This window comes from Moorena sp. SIO1G6, from assembly GCF_010672795.1.
Lineage (GTDB): Bacteria > Cyanobacteriota > Cyanobacteriia > Cyanobacteriales > Coleofasciculaceae > Moorena > Moorena producens.
Window position 1 is genome coordinate 2,245 of the sequence record NZ_JAAHFZ010000087.1, and the last position, 17,924, is coordinate 20,168.

At 43.7% G+C, this 17,924-nt stretch carries 12 protein-coding genes; 8 read left to right on the forward strand and 4 right to left on the reverse strand.

Annotation, left to right across the window (positions count from 1 at the left end; all coding sequences use genetic code 11):
• Positions 1–154: 154 nt before the first annotated feature.
• Positions 155–844 carry a ComF family protein gene (locus F6K63_RS34270; RefSeq protein ID WP_008185817.1) on the reverse strand — a complete coding sequence of 230 codons (690 nt, stop codon included), beginning with the start codon at positions 842–844 and terminating at the stop codon, positions 155–157.
• Positions 845–1,122: 278 nt separating this feature from the next.
• Here F6K63_RS34270 and F6K63_RS34275 point away from each other — a divergent pair, with 278 nt between their 5' ends.
• Positions 1,123–3,726 (forward strand): putative PEP-binding protein, encoded by a 2,604-nt coding sequence (locus F6K63_RS34275; protein WP_287251257.1) that lies wholly within the window; start codon positions 1,123–1,125, stop codon positions 3,724–3,726.
• 109 nt (positions 3,727–3,835) lie between these two features.
• On the opposite strand, the gene F6K63_RS34280 is transcribed toward F6K63_RS34275, so the two are convergent.
• The gene (locus F6K63_RS34280; RefSeq protein WP_008185819.1) at positions 3,836–5,110 is read right to left on the reverse strand and encodes a glycosyltransferase family 4 protein; all 1,275 of its coding nucleotides are present in this window, start codon (positions 5,108–5,110) and stop codon (positions 3,836–3,838) included.
• 1,909 nt (positions 5,111–7,019) lie between these two features.
• On the opposite strand from F6K63_RS34280, the gene F6K63_RS34285 reads away from it, so the two are divergent.
• The 7 genes from F6K63_RS34285 to F6K63_RS34315 all read left to right on the forward strand — a co-directional run bounded on the left by F6K63_RS34285 (position 7,020) and on the right by F6K63_RS34315 (position 15,891).
• Positions 7,020–8,189: a DegT/DnrJ/EryC1/StrS family aminotransferase gene (locus F6K63_RS34285; protein WP_008185820.1), complete on the forward strand. Its 1,170-nt coding sequence runs from the start codon at positions 7,020–7,022 to the stop codon at positions 8,187–8,189.
• 3 nt (positions 8,190–8,192) lie between these two features.
• Positions 8,193–9,080 (forward strand): cyanoexosortase B, encoded by an 888-nt coding sequence (gene crtB, locus F6K63_RS34290; RefSeq protein ID WP_008185821.1) that lies wholly within the window; start codon positions 8,193–8,195, stop codon positions 9,078–9,080.
• A 134-nt stretch (positions 9,081–9,214) separates the two neighbouring features.
• Positions 9,215–10,045, forward strand: a complete 831-nt coding sequence (locus tag F6K63_RS34295; RefSeq protein WP_287314596.1) for a cyanoexosortase B system-associated protein — start codon at positions 9,215–9,217, stop codon at positions 10,043–10,045.
• Positions 10,046–10,289: 244 nt separating this feature from the next.
• The gene (locus tag F6K63_RS34300) at positions 10,290–11,654 is read left to right on the forward strand and encodes a polysaccharide biosynthesis/export family protein (RefSeq protein ID WP_008185823.1); all 1,365 of its coding nucleotides are present in this window, start codon (positions 10,290–10,292) and stop codon (positions 11,652–11,654) included.
• A gap of 232 nt (positions 11,655–11,886) precedes the next feature.
• Positions 11,887–14,055, forward strand: coding sequence for a GumC family protein (locus F6K63_RS34305; protein ID WP_287314597.1), 2,169 nt, complete (start codon positions 11,887–11,889; stop codon positions 14,053–14,055).
• 595 nt (positions 14,056–14,650) lie between these two features.
• Positions 14,651–15,682: a glycosyltransferase family 2 protein gene (locus tag F6K63_RS34310; RefSeq protein ID WP_287314598.1), complete on the forward strand. Its 1,032-nt coding sequence runs from the start codon at positions 14,651–14,653 to the stop codon at positions 15,680–15,682.
• Positions 15,683–15,699: 17 nt separating this feature from the next.
• Positions 15,700–15,891: a hypothetical protein gene (locus tag F6K63_RS34315; RefSeq protein ID WP_287254947.1), complete on the forward strand. Its 192-nt coding sequence runs from the start codon at positions 15,700–15,702 to the stop codon at positions 15,889–15,891.
• Positions 15,892–15,926: 35 nt separating this feature from the next.
• Here F6K63_RS34315 and F6K63_RS34320 read toward each other — a convergent pair whose 3' ends face one another.
• Both F6K63_RS34320 and F6K63_RS34325 read right to left on the reverse strand, forming a co-directional pair.
• Positions 15,927–16,883: a putative 2-dehydropantoate 2-reductase gene (locus F6K63_RS34320; protein ID WP_287314600.1), complete on the reverse strand. Its 957-nt coding sequence runs from the start codon at positions 16,881–16,883 to the stop codon at positions 15,927–15,929.
• 318 nt (positions 16,884–17,201) lie between these two features.
• On the reverse strand, positions 17,202–17,807 hold the full coding sequence (locus tag F6K63_RS34325; RefSeq protein ID WP_287314602.1) for a 3-oxoacyl-[acyl-carrier-protein] synthase III C-terminal domain-containing protein: 606 nt from the start codon (positions 17,805–17,807) through the stop codon (positions 17,202–17,204).
• Positions 17,808–17,924: the final 117 nt, after the last annotated feature.

Consider the following 17,924-nt stretch of genomic DNA (forward strand, 5'->3'; position numbering starts at 1 on the left):
ATCACCCGATCACCCGATCACCCGATCACCCGATCACCCGATCACCCGATCACCCGATCACCCGATCACCCGATCACCCGATCACCCGATCACCCGATCACCCGATCACCCGATCACCCGATCACCCCATCATCAACTGATCCAAGTTTTCTCATTACTTTACCGATGCTGTAGATGTTGCGATCGCAACTGACCCATATACGGTTATTCCATGCTTTCTCAGGGTTTGGGTGGCTGATTTGACTGTAGCTCCGCTGGTGTAGATATCATCTAGGATTAGTACGGGTGAGGTGCTATGATGTCTGAGAAAGTGTTTACCAATAATAAAGGCATCTGCTAGGTTTTGCGCTCGCTCTTGGACAGATAAACTAAACTGAGGTTGAGTTGCCCGGACTCTTTCTAAACCCAGTGGTGCTTGTTTGTAACCAGTGAATTCACAAAAACTTTGGGCAATTAGCTCTGCCTGGTTGTAACCTCTTTGTCGCTTTTTTGTAGGGTGCATGGGAATGGGAACTACTATTAATTTTTGCTTTTGGCTACGGGTGGCAGAGGATTTTAACCAAGCTTTACCCAGCCAATGGCCCAAGGGATGTGCTAGCTGGGGTTGGTTTTCATATTTCAGGGCAGCAAGTAATCGTTTTAATGGACCACCGTAATTGCCCCAGACAAACACTGGGAGATTTTGATTACATAAAAATTGATTTTTGTCAAGTTGGCAGCGGAGTAACTGCTGCTCGCAATAATCACACAATTCATCAGAGGCAGGTCGCTCACATAGGGGACAGTTCGATTTCAGAAAGAGACTTAATAGACCGTTTTTAAGGGTCTGAATTCCCTGTAACATAATTTTGGGGATTTATTTGGCATGATATTTCTAAAGATGCCAAGACTAACCCTAAGAATCCCTCAGTATTTCTACCGTTTTCTGCTTCTAAGAGCGTGATGCAAAGCATAGGAAGGATTAATAATATCATGTCCAGTTGACGACTTATCATTCTTGGTTGAGAGTCAATTTTTAATTAACGATTTAGGTGAATACGACGTGATTAATGGTAAGAGATATTATGCCTTCAAGATATGATGCCAAAATCCCGGAGGAATAACAGGATTAGGCGGCGATTTGTGGATAATCTTTACTCTCTTGATCTGATTCAACCTTCAGACTATCCCTTGGTGGGCAATGAAGCCTTTAACTTAAGTCAGCTCTGGCAACGGGATTATCCGGTTGTACCTGGCTTTGTGGTGAGTGCAAAGGCATTGTGGGAATTTATCGCAATTTTAGGTGAGTCTGAACCCCTGTTAGCTGATTTACCTTCTTCTTATCTTTACGTAGATGTAGACAATCCTCGCCAGCTACAGCAAGTGGCTCAGCAAATTCGTCACAAAATTCAAGGGGCGACTTTAGGTTCGGTGTTGGCATCAACCCTATCCGAGATAGCAGAAACTACACTCGCCCCAGCAACAATTTTTCACCCTTCCTTATCCATGACATCACCAGGGTCGGGAATTGAGCAGGACACTGGGGAAACTGAAGTGGCAAGATTAGATCAACCCCAGATTTTTTCAACCTTACCAGAGAAAATTTTGGGATCCTATATTTGCCCTAGGCAACCACTCGCAATGGAACTGTCTTTAAAACAGGTTTGGGCAGAACTATTTCGCGCCAGAAGTCTATTTTACTGGCAACGGCATAGTATTGGTCTCCAGCAGCTCAATTTGGCAGTCTTGATACAACCGATGTGGGATGCGATCGCTTCTGGTAAACTCCAGATTAACCAAGCTGAGGGTTACATCCAAGCGACTTGGGGGTTAGGTACTGCATTGGCGAAGGGGGAAGTAGTGCCAGACTATTACCAAATTGAGATCGAAACTGGTATTGTGCTAGCCTCACGACTGGGTCGTAAAACCCGTGCCTATGGGTTGTGTCTGGAACCAGACTCATTATCACTAACCCAGAACACTGTGCAAGCCTATCTACTCAGTGAGGAGCAACAAAAACAGTACACCCTAAAGGATAAATACCTCCAAGAGCTAATTACTATCAGTCAGCGTCTAGTTGCTGATATTAGTCCTACCTTTTCCCTAGAGTGGACACTATGGCAAACCTCAGAAAACTCAGAACCACAGTTACAAATTACGAAATTTAGTGCTCAAACTGGGCAAAAGTGGGATGCTAGCCAGTTGAGGGTTGAACCGTTACATCATGCTTCCAATGTAGCTTACTCTGTTGGTTCTACTACTTCCTACGGCAAGCTGTTTACGTCTGTACAAGTGAGTAGCCGACCCAATGTGCTTGAAGCCTCATCGGACTCCATTGGGAGCAACTCTAGTGAACACACTGTCAACCCATCCATCACGCCTATGCTTGTGAGAGGATTACCCGCAGCACCAGGAAGAGTTAAAGCCACTGCTCATGTGATATCGGGTGAGGGCAAAAACGTCTCAGCAATCCTCTCTGGTAGAATTTTGGTTGCCCAAAGTGTTTCTCCTGACTGGCTACCTGGGCTCAAGCACGTAGCCGCTATTATTACTGAACAAGGAGGGATAACTAGTCATGCTGGGATTATTGCTAGAGAACTTGGTATTCCCTGTGTTGTGGGTGCGGCTGGTATTACCCAAATTGTAGAAACTGGGGAGTCTCTACTCGTGGATGGGGGACAGGGGGAAGTTTATCGGCTAGGAACTAAGCAAGGGTTTCCGGTTGAAAAATTGCATGGCTCAGGATTAAGAGAAAGGGAAGCAAAAGTAAACTTTCAACCTTCTAACTTTCAAAATACTTTCCCCATTGCTACTCAACTATTGGTTAATCTTAGCCAGCGGGACTCCCTAGAAAAAATTGTGGGTTTGCCAGTGGATGGAGTGGGGTTATTGCGTTCAGAACTGATGATGTTGGAGATTTTGAATAATCTGCACCCCAGTCAGTGGCACAGACAGGGCAATGAACATGAGTTGGTAGAACGCTTGGCTCAGTTAATTGTTCAATTTACGGTTACCTTGGCACCACGTCCTGTATTTTATCGCTCCACGGATTGGCGCTCCCATGAATTTCCATCCCTGAGTGGGGATCACCTGGTAACGGAAGCGGAAGTTAACCCGATGCTTGGTCTACGTGGCACTCGTCGCTATCTGAGTGACCCAGCTAGCTTTGATGTAGAACTGGCAGCTTTACAGGAGGTTTATGCTTACGGCTGCAGGAATTTACGGCTGATTTTGCCCTTTGTACGTACTGTGGAAGAGTTTACCTTTTGCCGCCGTCGGGTAGAACAGGTAGGACTTACTGATAATCCTGATTTTCAACTTTGGATTATGGCAGAAGTACCATCTGTGTTGTTTCTGCTACCAGACTATGTTAGAGCAGGTGTTCAAGGAATTTCTATTGGTACTAATGATTTGACGCAACTTTTACTAGGAGCTGATCGGGAACAGAGGCAGTTGGAAACACTGGTGGCAGGGTGCCATCCAGTGGTCAAGCAAGCAATTCAGCAATTAATCGAAATGGCAAAGGAAGCTGGTATTCCTTGCTCAATTTGTGGTCAAGCTACGGTTCAGGATCCGGAACTCATTGATTTGTTGGTGCAGTGGGGAATTACTTCGATTTCTGTTGATGTTAAAGATGTGGAAGCGACTTACCAGGCAATTACTCGTGCTGAGCAACGTTTACTCTTGGAAGCAGCACGAAATAAGTCAAAAGGCTTGGGTGTAAAAGGCCAAGGGGAAAACATATAAATATATAGAAGTTCCCAATTGGATGATGAGATCCAGTCCAGTAGTATCGGTGAACACTACCACGTACCACGGGACAGGATCTGATTTGGTTTATCTGGTCTGACCTAGGTTATAAATCTGAAAACTGCTGTAATTCAATCAGTGAATTATGGTTAGGCTTCTTAGTAATTTGAGTTAATAGTGCTTCATAGCGGTTGAGAGCGTTTTGATAGGCGAAGTGCTTCAGAGCAAATTTTCTACCTTGTTGACCTAGAGATACCCCCTGCTCAGGATTTTCATACAATTCGACAATTGCAGATGCTAAAGCCTGGGGCTGTTGTGGTGGTACCACTACACCGCCACCACTTTTTCGAACAACTCGCGCTGCAGTTCCATTCAAAGGCACAGAAGCAATGATGGGTCGTCCGCAAGCCAATAGCACTTGAATTTTTGAGGGCATATTAAAGGAAACAACGTTACGCTTTTGCACAACTAAACCTATATCTGCTGCTGCCAACATTTCTGGTAACTTCTCTCGGGGTTGGAAAGGTAAAAGCTTGACATTACTAGCCTTGCAAGTCTGACAGTCTTGCTGTAGCTGCTGTAGAGCCTTAGATTCTCCAACAATGACGAAGACAATTTCTGGAATATGCCTGACCAGAGTAGCCGCCTTCACTACTGTTTCCAATCCCTGAGTCAGGGCAATATTACCGGAATACAGTACTACAAACTTGCCATCAAGATGGTAAGCAGTGCGAAACGAATTTCCTTCTTTGGGTAAGGGACGGATAACATTAACATTCGCCCAGTTGGGGATACAGGTAATTTTGTCTTTAGGTACTCCTTTACTGACTAAATTGTCAACGAATCCCTCAGAAATAACACTGATTCTATGAGCAGTGTGGTAGGCAAACTTCTCTAAAGCTTCAAAGATACGGATGGCTAGTTTGTTTCTAATTAGACCAACCTGTACAGCAGCTTCTGGCAAAATATCCTGTAAATTCAGTAATACTGGGCAGTTGTACAACCAACCGAGTAAAGCAGCTGGCACACTAACCGGCAGCGACGGTACTGTCAGCAGAATTACATCAGGTCGCCAGCCCTGGAAAGCCTGAATCAAACTAGTCACCACGAAGCTACCATCCAGTAGTATCCGTGTCACTACACCAGGCTTTGGTCGAATCCAGACATAGGAGCGTTGAATTATTACTCCATTTCTTTCTTCAGTCAGATACCACTTACCCTGATATTTATCATAGATACAGCGCTGGGGATAGTTCGGCATACTAGTGACGACTCGTACTTGATGTCCTGCCTTGACCAAACCTTCTGCTAGTTCCGTCATTAATGGGGCAATGCCTATGGGTTCAGGATGATAATTATAGGAGTAGATTAATATGCGCATGAACGTTATTGGTAGAGCGAGTAGTCTGTCAAGTTAAGATTTGACAGGTGGACAAGCGATGCATCGCTTTTTACAATTCATTGAGAAACACTATATCTAGTTAGTTCTATCTATCAGTTACTTAGCAACTGGTGTCTAATTACCCTACATACTTTACTGTTTGAATTTTCACCTTTAAGAGAAAAATTTAAACTTTACTCATTCAAAGCGTTTGGTTTAATTTTCGACGTTATAGCCTTGATGACTAGATACTCAATCGGCTTTGTCTGTTGATGCTTATGCATTGAACCAACACCGAATATACCAAAAGCTATTACTCTCAATAGAGCAGTAGGTTAGACAGACGCGCTTAGGCGCTCTTATCTCTAAGAATACAGACAGAAAAACTCAATTATTATGACCTTCTTTAGCAGGCAATAATTAGTCCTCAGGCTTAGGATAGCTCCAGCTGATCATTCCCTGTTCTTGGTTCTATTCATATAGGTATCAAAACTATCATACTCACTGGTTGGACTCCTGATGCCATCTTAGCCATCGTCAATTTTATAATATAAATACTTGGTATGCTACCTTCTTGATTATTGATGATAACTCTGGTAAAAATACCATTACATAACGATATAAATTTGCGCTAAATAAAAAAAATGAAGCCAAGATTTATTTAAATAAATTACTCTCTGGATACTTTAAGGGATTAACTGCACTGACCACTAGATTCGTAGGCAGATACATAACCGATGTAAATAGATTCATAAATGGCACTCCTGCTGTAATTTTAGATACTTTTTTAAGTGTTGATGTTTTCATAGCGATGCATCTCTATATTATAAGGGTATATATTTTATATATAGCTATAAATGAGTTGTGAACGCCAAACTAGCTGAAAGTATTATTTCAAGAGGGTGCTTTGTTCAAAAATAAAATGGAAACTCTATAATACCATAGGAAAAAATTGATTCGAGCTATGTTACCATGCCCCACTACCTGTTTTTCTAAAGGAACTACCGGAAAGCTTATCAGAAACAGCTATTAATTTTCAATTATATAATTTTAAAGATTATGTTAATCAAATGTGAAAATGTAAAATTATTATAACACTCTATCGAGAAATCTGAAATCCCTTACCTACCTAGGAGCTAGTTTTGGTAAATAATGTGGAAACCCCCATCAGCTAGTGCATCAAGATAGGGGGCTATAAACATGGATTTGGAATCAGGCTATCAAGGAAAGGGGTCTCCTAACTATCTTGACTTAAGTGGTTAGCCCAAAATAAAAAATCAGTAAAGACTTTGTGAAGAAATTTGTGAAGAAATGGTAAAGAAAAGGGAAGATAAGACCCAGGCTTACAAAAATAAGCGTCCGCAACAGCACGGTGCTTAGTCCAACGAATAAGCGCGAAGCAACCGGATTGGTCAGCAGGGGATATTCACCACACTCTGTACTCAGCACTCCTTCATGACTAAGTTTGGTAAACCAGAGGAATTCAGAACCATAAAATCTTACCCAATTCCCCCTAAAGTAAAGTAAAAGCCCACTTTTGGGTAAGATGTTTGATGGTTTTTGGTGATGATGTGTCATGCCACGATGGTTTTGGGAACGCTGTAATCAAGAACGGTAGGGATGGGTAAACCGGGGATGGGACAATGGCGGACAAACCACGAAAACTCTTAAGCTTACACCTCATTGGCTGATCGCTTTATCTATATACCATGTTCCGAGAGTCAGTGAACTTCTGCTATGGTCAAAGCCCCAATTCCTCACTCCTACCAGTGGCTAAAACTTTACGAAATCTTGACAGTTATAGTGTGTTAACTCATGTGGAATTCGACTTACATTCAAGAAGAGAAGAATGATGTGAATCTTTGCTGTTAACCCTGATACAGTGTACTATCAATTCCTATACAAATAGATGAGTTACCAAGTTCCGGTCAAAGTTCCCTTCGTTTCACTAGCTCAACAACACCGACCTATTCAAACTGAGCTAGACCAGGCAATTCAATCTGTAGTGCAGCAGGGAGATTTTGTTCTTGGTAAAGCCTTGATGAATTTTGAGACAGCATTTGCGGCTGCTTGTGGTGTCCAATACGGTATCGGGGTGGGATCTGGCACCGATGCGATCGCACTCGGATTACAAGCCTGTGGCATTAGTGCTGGGGATGAAGTGATTTGTCCTGCTAACACTTTTATCGCTACAGTGATTGGGATCATAGCTGCTGGTGCTACGCCAATTTTGGTGGATTGCAACCCCCTTACTGCCCTAATTGATCTCAATATTGCCAAACAAGCCATTACAGCCAAAACCAAGGCAATTGTCCCTGTGCACCTTTACGGTCAGATGGTATCCCCGAGTGAGTTAATCGCATTTGCTGATGCCCACAACTTACTGATTTTTGAAGACGCAGCACAAGCTCACTTAGCACAGCGAGAGGATTATTATGCTGGTTCTGTGGGCAAGGCGGCAGCATTTAGTTTCTACCCCAGTAAAAACTTGGGTGCCTTTGGTAACGGTGGCATGGTAATCACTAATGATGCTACTGTGGCAGAAAAAGTGCGATCGCTTCGCAATTACGGGGCACCTCGCAAATATTTTCATACCGATATCGGCAAAAATAGCCGTTTAGACACGTTACAAGCTGCTATCCTCAATGTCAAACTGCCTTATTTGACTGAGTGGAACCAGTCACGCTACTGGGCAGCTGGGCAGTACGACAATCTACTCAAGGCTTTGGAAGGTCACGGGATTGTGCCCATAGAAAACCACAGCGGGTCAGGTCATGTCTACCACCTTTATGTGATTAGGGTGGGTCAACAATGTCCCTTTAACCGACAGAGCATCCAGGATGCTCTGGCCTCAGTGGGAATTCAAACCGGTATTCATTATCCAATTCCTTGCCATCTCCAGCCAGCTTACAAATACTTGGGATATCAAGCCGGTGACTTTCCCCATGCCGAAGCTCTGTGCAATGAGATTTTATCTCTACCAATTTATCCCAACTTGAGCAAGGAGCAGATTGAGCAGGTTGTTGATGGGTTAGCTAATTTATTAGGCGTGCTTGAGCCATTAGTTATTAATCATTAAACTATGCAAATTGGACGCAAAATTCCTATTGCCATTGATCGCTATCTACTGGACGGTTGTATCATCGTTTTACTAGTCATTATTTATGGTCCTGTGCTGATGCATTGGTATAATGGCTGGCTCAACAAAAGTATCAGCATTACCCATGAATACTTTAGCCATGGTTTGATTGGGCTACCGTTTGCTGCCCATATTGTCTGGACGAACCGACGACGGTGGCATAAGCTGACTGATACAGCCCATCCCTTTGGTGTAGTCTTACTGATAATTGGAGCAGTAAGCTATCTTAGCGGTCAATCAGAACTGGTAAATTTATCGTTTCCCATGGTTTTAGCTGGTATGAGCCTATGGTTAAAAGGGATTGGTGGCTTTAAGCTACAAAGTTTTCCCCTGCTGCTAGTGGCTTTGGCAACTCCAACAGCAGTTCCCTATTTGATTGAACCTTATATCTTGCCCCTACAACGCTTTATTGCTGCCATGGCTGCCTTTATTCTGACTCAGTTTGGGATGAATGTCAGACTGGAAGGGATTAACTTGTTCGTAAGTGAACGAATTGTTGAGGTAGCGCCCCACTGTGCTGGTCTTAAGATGTTATTTACTTGCCTGTATGTGAGTTTGATGTTGCTTTACTGGAGCGGTGCTATTGAGTCACGCCTAAAGACTATTTGGCTGTTATCTGGTGCGGTGGTTATAAGTGTTAGTGCTAATATTGTCCGCAATAGTGTGCTTACCTTTTTCCATGGCAGTGGACAAGATAACGCATTTCATTGGCTCCATGAAAGCTGGGGCGGTGACCTCTATTCAGCCATGATGTTAGTGATGCTGGTTCTATTAATGAAGTTCATTGAAAAATACTTTCCCTCAGACACCAAACTTGACTCCCTTGGCTAACAATGAAGATTAAACGTTATAGTTTTTAATTGGGTGAGGTACACAATTTTGGGATTTTAGGGAACAGCGGATCTGGGAACAGGGAATAGGGAAAAAAATTATGTGTACCTCATAAGTCTGATAAAGGCTATAGAATGATGAAATCAGTAAGTTTAATAAAGTTAATCCAGCCCTGGCAAATCTCCAGGGGAGTCTTACTGGTGTTGCTGTTAGTCTTGGTAATAATGGGAGCAGTACCGGGTTACTGGACAGGAAACTGGCCTTGGGCAAAACGGCCACCAGTGACTAACCTCCAAAAGATAAAAGCTATCCGCAAGACAGGAATAGAACTATCTGACTGGCAAACTGTTAAGCAACAAACCATCAGGATTGGCGGCCATAAATGGTCTTTGCAGTTCATAGAGCAGGATCAACAAAAACCAGTGTGGTTATTTTTGCTTCCCCAAAATGGTCCTAAATCCCAGCCACAGGTAGAATGGGAAGATATTAGCGGATTTATGAGACAAAGATCGGGACAATGGAAGAGCGATTCTTATAGCCAAATCAAGTTTGTGGTCAACACATCTGATGTTGAGGGGAAGACCCAGGCTGATCCGACCATCACAACCAATCCCAAAACCCACCCCAAAAGTGTTGTTAACGCCCGTTTCTTTCGTGCCTGGAATCAGCGGCAAACCTTCGCGATAGTACAATGGTATGCCTGGCCAGAGGGTGGTAATCCTGCTCCTAGCCGTTGGTTCTGGGTTGATCAACTGGCCCAGTTACATCGCAAACGGGTGCCTTGGGTTGCGGTGAATATCCAAATTCCCATAGAACCTTTGGGTGATATTGAAAATTCTAGGCCAATAGCCGAATCTCTCAGTAAAATGATTCAAACTGCTTTGATGAGCGATCCTTTGGCTGAGGAAGCTAGTAGTATACAAAGTATGAAGGATCAACAATCAAAGATGAAGGCTCAAGGATGAAGGATGAAGAATGAAGGATTCAAGATGAAGGCTCAAGGATGAGGGATCAAGGATAAAGGATGAAATGGATTTATTGCTGGAACACTTAGGGTTGACTAAAAAGTTTATCCACAACTAGAAGTTAAACGTCAGACTTGCCACTTCAGACTTGCCACTTCAGACTTGCCACTTCAGACTTATCATTTTAGACTTGCCACTTCAGACTTGAGATTTCAGACTTGAGATTATATTTGACCATTGGAACATGACAACTGACACCCACAGGTTTGGCAACCAAGTTCTTACTTTATCTTTGTTTGGGGGTACCGTATTATTATGGCTGGTTAGTTCTGGAGTCTGGCTTAGCCCTGGTTGGGCTAAGCTTGTCGGAAATTTACCGACATCGGTGCAAAATCTTGGGGATGGGATTAGCGATCGCGCTCAGTTGCCTACGTTTAGTTCCATGGAACGGGAAACAACGGAAACTGTTGAATCAGGGGAAAGGGAAAGGACTGAACTGGAAACCCCTGAGACCACCCCTGAGACCACTCCTGAGACCATAAAGGTAACGGAAACGTTGCCACCGCCACCACCGTTGAGCAACCCTGAACCGGTCTCAGAGGAGAATCCATTGGAACAGTTGGAGGAAATGTTACCTCCTTTGGGCTACCCAGAGACTCTGTCACAGGTGAGTCCATCTGATGAATTTAATCGCCACTACCTAGGGCGAGAAGATGTAATCGCAGTGAGTGTGACAAACTTTCCGAATCTGGCTTTTCAAAGTGCTATTGATTCTGACGGAAATATTGTGGTACCGCTGTTCGGTAAGCTACGAGTGGTGGGACTTACTCTAGAGGCGGCTCAAGATTTAATTCAAAAGGTCTTAAATGAATTTGTGATTGATCCTGAAGTAGTTGTGAGCCTACTGAGTACACCGGCTGTTCAGATTACGGTGAGTGGTGAGGTGTTTCGACCAGGCTATTACCCCCTGCCAGCAGGAACTCAACCGAATCAAGCCCTTACTGCTGCGGGTGGTACGACTACCATTGCTGATTTGCGGACTATTTTGATTCGTCGTAAGTCGGTGGTGAATAATTCTATCATTGAGCGAGAAATTGACTTGCTGACACCGCTGCAAAATGGGACAACTCCATCGGAATTGAACCTCCGGGATGGGGATGCTATTATTGTGCGAAAGTTGGAGGTGGGTAATACTACCGATTATGATAGGCAGCTGGTAGCTCGTTCTAACCTAGCTCAACAACAAATCAGCGTTCGAGTGTTGAGCTATCCTAATGGGACGATTGGCAACTTGACATTAGCTAATGGTAGTACGTTTATTGATGCCTTAACAGCAATTTCTCCTAACCCAGATGATGCTGACTTGGATAGCATTGCCTTAATTCGTTTTGATCCAGAACAGGGCAAAGCGGTGACTCAAAAACTAGACGGAGAAAAGCTACTAAAGGGTGATGTTTCCCAAAACGTGCCACTTCAAGATGAAGATGTGATCGTGGTGGGTCGAAGTCTTGTTGCTAAGATTTCTGCCGCTCTGAGTCTAGTGACTCGACCCTTCAACGATTTTCTGGGATTCCGGAGGTTTTTTGAGGAAATACCAGAACTGTTTTGATAAGGTTTGGGTATGACAGGAGCAGAAATCCATGGTACCTCTCCCCTGGTGTGTTAGCTTTTCCATCGACAGCACGAAAATCTCCGGATACCTTAATGAATGGACAGAAAACTCCACTACCTGTCTCGGTTTGTAACTGGTGCTCAGAGTCCCTGTTGACTCAGCGGTAAAAATAGGAATAGGCTACAGGATTTTTCTATGACTGCTGCCTTAACAATAGCGGAAACAACTTATGACTCCCCCTTTTGTCACACGTTACCTGATTGCTCTCAATCAGCATAAGTTAATCGGCTTTGCCACGTTTTTCCTGATTACTGGCATATCCGGGATTGTGGCTATACAGCCAACGCCACCTCCGATTTACCGAGCTGAAGGTCGCTTGATATATACCACTCCTGTGAAAGTATTTTCCCAGACAGGGGTACAGATTTCAGAACAAGGTAAACAAGTGCTGACACAGGGAACGCTGCTGGCAGACAATGTGGTGAAGGAAGTAGCAGCTGGGATGCAAGTCAGCTCCAAAGACATTGTTAAAAATACACAGGTGAAATTGCCAAAAGCAGAAGGAGCACAATTTATTTCGGTAATCTATAGGGATAAGAATAAGGAAATTTCTGCAGCCATCGTTGACATGCTGATGAAGAAAATGGTGGAACAGAGCCGTTTTATCAACACATCACAACTAAGACGGATTATTGAAGTGATAGAAGAACGTTTACCTAAGGCGGAGGCGGAACTAAGGGAAGCGGAACAAAAACTGGAACAGTATGACCGCCTACAAGGACCAGCTTTATTTGCTGCTCAAGATGGGACGTTAGTGGGTGGAATTACTGGTAGCCAACAGCAACAACGTAGTCTCGAGATACAGCTAGAGGGGGTTGAGGCTCAATATTCTAGCCTAATCGAACGGCTAGGTTTGACCCCTGACCAAGCTTACACGTCTTCTGCCCTTAGTGCTGACCCGATTATTGCTAGTCTGCGAGCTCAGATTCTGGATACTGAGACACAGATGGAACTGCTCAAGGGGCAGTTGCGTCCGCAACATCCAACTATGATTGAGTTGCGCAAACAGCAACAGACTTATGAGACCTTACTTCAGGCACGTGCGGCTGAAGTTCTCGGTGGTAATGGGTTTACCTCTCCATTGCCCAGTCAAATCCGCCAAGACAGTACCCTGGACCCAGCACGGCAGGCACTGGCTAATCAGTTGGTAGCTCTGCAAACCCAGCGGGAATCACTTCAACGGCAGTTGGCAGCTACCCAAAGAACGGAAAAAGAACTAAGACAGCAATATCAGCAGCTGCCCAATAAGCAGCTGGAGCGAGGGCGACTGGCTCAGCAAGTTGCTTTTAAGCAGGAATTTTACAATCGGTTGCAGGCGGCATTAGCAGATAGCAAAATAGCAGAGGCGGAGACTGAGAGTAGTCTTGCGATCGCTGGGATTTCAGAACCGAGAGCACTTCAGGCCCAGACAGAAAGTAATCCGATCGTTACTTTGGCAATAGGTGGTGTAATCGGTATTGTTGTAGGTGCTGGTGTGATTCTGCTGCTATCAACCCTGGATAATACTTTATACACGCCAGAGGATGTTAAGCCCATACTTCGGGACAATGGTGTGCCATTACTGGGGGATTTACCGACAATCGGCCTCAAGTCCTACCGGGGTGAAGCTGCGATAATAACCCAACCAGAGGCTTTGGAGTTGGAGTTCTACGAACGGTTCCGCACTAATCTTCGTCTGCGGGAGGAACCTGCGGTAAAAGTGGTGTTGGTGACTAGTACGGCAGGGAATGAAGGAAAGACGATCGTGGCTTACAATTTAGCGATCGCATCTGCCCAAGCCGGTATGCGTACTCTGTTGGTAGAAGGGGATTTGCGATCGCATTCTGTAGCTCAAGCTCAAGAAGTGATTCACCTGATGGACGCTCCACTGGAACCTTTGCGCTTCTATGGCTCTAAGAGTGAATGTATTCATTTAGCCCAAGATTTTGAAAATCTCTACATTCTCCCTAGTCTTGGGCCCCTGCGCAAAGCTGCGGGGATCCTAGAATCGAGTGAAATGAAGCATTTGCTGGAAGATGCTCGTGGTCGCTTTGATTTTGTTGTAGTTGATTCGCCTAGTCTCTCCCGTTGTAATGATGCCCTATTACTACAACCATTTACTGATGGGATTGTGTTAGTTACTCGACCAGGCTATACCCAGGGAAGTATTTTATCTCAGGTAATCGAAGAGTTAGATGAAAACGAGGTACTGTTGGGAGCAGTTATCAACGATATCAAGCAGCTACAACCCCCTGTTCCGGTGGATACTGGGAGGGGGTATTCAGCGGTAGATACTCCTGTGGCTCAAACCCCAGCAGAGAACCATAAAGTTACTAGTGGAGTAGGGAGTAGGGAGTAGGGAGTCGGGAATCGGGAGTCGGGAATCGGGAGTCGGGAAAGATAGGGAAGTGTGGGAGGTGTGGGAGGTGTGGGAGGTGTGGGGAATTTAGAAGTTAGAAGTTAGAAGTTAGAAGTTAGAATTTAGAATTTAGAATTTAGAATCGAGAATGGGCGAATTTACTAGGGAGTAGGGAGTAGCTCACTTGGGTAGGTTTTTTACATTTGGGTCAAACCCACCCCCAACCCCTGACCGGTCGGGGGCGGTACACAGGGATAAGAAAAGGAAAACAACTTAGGTGCGCTTGACCTATTAAGAATTAAATTCGCCACGGGTCGCACCTGAAAAAGCGCTGCATCGCTTTCTTATCCCCCACACCCGGTCACCCCACACCCGGTCACCCCACACCTGAGGTCAAAGTAAAAAACCTACCCTGATGGGGAGATAGGGAGATGGGGAGTCAGAATTACGATAAGAACGGCTATAATTATCCAGAATTTATTGATTCAGTAATACTAAAGTAGTGGGCTTTTTTTGCTTGTAACTGATAGACTTGAACCAAATCATAACGTGGTTAATCTATCAGCTTATGGGTTTATCTAAGGTAACATTAATCGTGACTCAGAGGGAGCGGTTTAGTTTAACAAAGCCTTCCCTAGACAGTATTATTACTGATTATTCCTCTTATCCGTTTGAGCTAATCTATGTAGATGGCAACGGTCCATCCTCAGTGCATGAGTATCTGCAACAGCAGGCAGATAAACACGAATTCATGAGTTTGATCCATCGCGGACGCTATTTGAGATCTAATGTTGCTCGTAACATAGCTCTACCGTTTGTTAAGGATGCGGATTACATTGTTTTCATTGACAATGATGTGATTGTAGAGCCTGGTTGGTTAAAACGTTTGGTTGAGTGTGCTGAACAAGAGCAAGCTGGTATCGTTGCTCCTCTAATTTTACAGGGGCAACCAGGCTCTCCGGATATTGAGGTACATGTTGCTGGGATTAAAACCAAGTTTCACCAAAGAAAGCATGGTAAAAAGTGGTTTGAGCAAAAGCAGTTGCTCTACGCTACTAAATTACGGGATGTTGAGCAGGATTTACATCGTACCCCAGTAGATTCTATTGAGTTTCATTGTATCCTAGCTCGTCATTCTATGATCAAGTCTATTGTACTGGATGAAGTCTTTGATAGCTTGGCGAGTCATACTGATTTATGTATGCAGGCAACGGACTTAGGCGAGACAATTTTCCTGGAACCTAAATCTAGAATCACTTTCCTCAATCCTCGACAGATCACTCGGTTTGACCAGGATGATGTGCCATTTTATGTATTTAAATGGAATGAACAGTCTGTACGAGATGTGTTCAATCGTCAAGTCAAAAAGTGGAATTTGGCGAAAGATGATCCTTCAATGTGGTCGATTTGGAGGTGGGTGATTGAGAATCGTCAACTCCCGGCTAAGTGGTCAACTCAAGAAGGTAGTTTCGAGAGAAAGTTATTGGAGTTCTGTCAGCGTCGCTGGTGCCCAAGTTGGCTGCGCACATTGTTAGAATCCTATGTGATTAAGCGCGCATTTCCTGAGAGTGGGATTGCTGACAATTTAGTGGAAAATGTCAGCAGTAAACCTTCGGTGACTGTTTAGGGAGTCGGGAGTCGGGAGTGATTGATCCTATGGTGGGCAGTGCTTATCAATCTAATGGCAAGGTTTGGAATCTGTCTAATGCACTGCCCACCCTACATAAACTTATGATTGATCCTATGGTGGGCAGTGCTTATCAATCTAATGGCAAGGTTTGGAATCTGTCTGATGCACTGCCCACCCTACATTATTTACTGACAGCTGACCGCTGACGGCTGTTCGCTTAGCGTGCGCGTAGCGCATATGCTTAGCTATGGTGGCCAGTGCCTAGCCGATTCCTAATATCCAAAAACTTCAACTGTCGATAAAGCATAGAAATCATGGGCAAATCAACTCCTACTTTCTTTGCCATCCGCAAAGGATTGCCGACAATTGCCTCAACTTCTAAGGGTCTTTTTCCATCATAATCCAGTTTCATGCTGGTTAAATAAGAATTCATATTTTCGGTATGGTCGAGCATTTTTTGGATAACGCAGTCGCCTAGTATCCGCCCGCAACTCTTTGCCCCTGCTAGCACTTCCCCCATTATTTGTTCTGCTAAACGCCGCGTATCAGCATTGGCCATAATTTCATCGGTTCTAGCATTTAAAATTACGGAAAGACTGTTATACGGAATATTCCAAACTAACTTTCTCCACCTAGCTAACAGCAAATCTTCGCTCAATTCAATAGTAATCCCTGCAGTTTCAAAATCCCTAGCAATTTCACTGATTTCTTCTGTAATGCCAGCCGCTTGATAATTGGCAGCATATTGCCCTATGATAATACTACCATAGTCGATGTGGTGAATCTGGCCTTGCCCTACTTTATTAGAACAGATAACACACAACCCACTGATTAGGGTATTATTTCCTATAATATTGGCAATTTCTGGTTCGCAATTTATGCCGTTTTGTAAGAGCAACACTACGGTATTTTCATTTATTAAGGGCGGTAATAGATCTGCCAACACATCATTTTGCGTTGCTTTTAATGCTACTACGATTACATCGCAATTGGGCATTTTTTTAACATCGTTATAGGCATCGACTTCCGGCAGAGTAAAATCACCATCTACTGATTTTATAATTAAACCGTTTTCCGCGACATGGTGGTAGTCGCTCCGGAGTAAAAAGCTGACTTGATGACCTGCTTTTTGCAGTTTGGCACCGTAGAATCCGCCAATAGCTCCGGTGCCGATAATTCCATAGGTTCGATTTGACATTTTGAGAAGTATAACGATTATGATTAATTCGATGGTGGGCAGTGCCTAGCTACCTGATGGCCAGGTTTGGGATCGTGTGATCCACTGCCCACCCTACAGGAAATTCCTGCTTTTTAAGTGTTTAAAAATGCAATTTTAATAAAAGCGATACAGCGCGCTCATGGGAGTTTACCCCATGAGCGACTGCATCAATACAATGGCTTTTTATTTTGTTTAATCCCTTGCTATTTAAGGGGGTAAGCTCATTTAAACTACTCATTTACTGTAATCCGTCTAGGATAGCCGAGAGAAGTTAAAATTAGTTTAATAATGATTATTTTAATATTTAATCGCAGTTGCTCCCCAGGAAAACCCGGCAGCACTACTGGCTAAAACTACTAAATTACCAGGCTTTATTTTCTGCAATTCTATAGTCTTAGCCAAACCCAATAAAGTATCTGTTGATCCCAAATGGCCGCAGTTTTTTAAGGATATAAATGTATTATTTTCAGTTAAGTTTAGTACGTCAAGAAGCTTAGCTAATAAGCTTTTTTTGATCTGATTGGTAAATAAAAAATCTATTTGATTTAGAGAGAATCCACTTTTTTGCAATGCAGTGGTGATTACTTTTTTGTAATTGTTTAAATAGATTTGTGATAAAGTTTGTTCTAATTGATGGCGATCCTCTACTTTGACATAATTAAGTGCTAAGTCAATATTTTCATTTTTTACAGGCAATTTTGTCCCCCCCAAGGGAACTCGAACCAAATCAGCTAATTTGCCATCAGTTATACCATAATAGGATAGAATTTTGTTGCTAGACTCTCCTTTTTTTAGTAATGCAGCGGCGGCACCGTCGGCGAAAAAAAGAAGAGAATTGCTATTTTTATCCGAGTAATTTAGCAGCTGGGATAATTGTAAGAATTCAGGTGAGAGGGTTGACAAAATCAAGAAATCCGGTATGGTGACGGCATGAGCGAAAAACCGAAACCCGAAAAACTAGCTCCCCCCCAACTCAAGCAACTGACAACGGAGCAGTTGGTGGTCATGATACTAGAGCAG